Genomic DNA, 462 nt, shown 5'->3' with positions numbered 1-462 from the left:
GGGCTGGCGAACAAGCTCGGCGTGCGATGGGCCGCGCACACGGCGACGACGTTCCCCGGCACCCCGCTGGCGGGCGCCGAGGTCGTCGGGATGCCGCTGCGACGCGAGATCCGAGAGCTTCGCCCCGCGATGCTGCGCGCGGAGGCGATGACGTACTTCGGTCTCGAACCCGGACGCCCGACGCTCGTCATCACCGGTGGCTCGCTCGGTGCAGCGAGTCTCAACGAGGCCTTCGCCGCGGCCGCGCCGGCGCTGCGTGAGGCCGGGGTGCAGGTCCTGCACATCACCGGGCGGGGCAAGGGGTTCGAGGCCCCGGCCACCGCCTCGGGGCCGCGCTACGTCGTCGAGGAGTACTGCGACCGCATGGACCTCGCCTACGCGGTGGCCGACCTCGTCGTCACGCGAAGCGGCGCCGGCATGGTGAGCGAACTGTCCACGCTCGCGATCCCCGCGATCTACGTG

The 462-nt window shown here is 72.9% G+C and carries 1 protein-coding gene; it reads left to right on the top strand.

Going from position 1 to position 462, the window contains the following annotated elements; genetic code table 11:
* On the top strand, positions 1 to 462 hold a 462-nt coding region (locus GO615_RS29905), incomplete at both ends, for a UDP-N-acetylglucosamine--N-acetylmuramyl-(pentapeptide) pyrophosphoryl-undecaprenol N-acetylglucosamine transferase (protein ID WP_169133081.1).

It is taken from the genome of Aromatoleum evansii (assembly GCF_012910805.1).
Taxonomy (GTDB): Bacteria; Pseudomonadota; Gammaproteobacteria; order Burkholderiales; family Rhodocyclaceae; genus Aromatoleum; species Aromatoleum evansii.
Note: the sequence above shows the minus strand (reverse complement) of the source record. Positions and strands in the feature narration are given on the sequence as shown.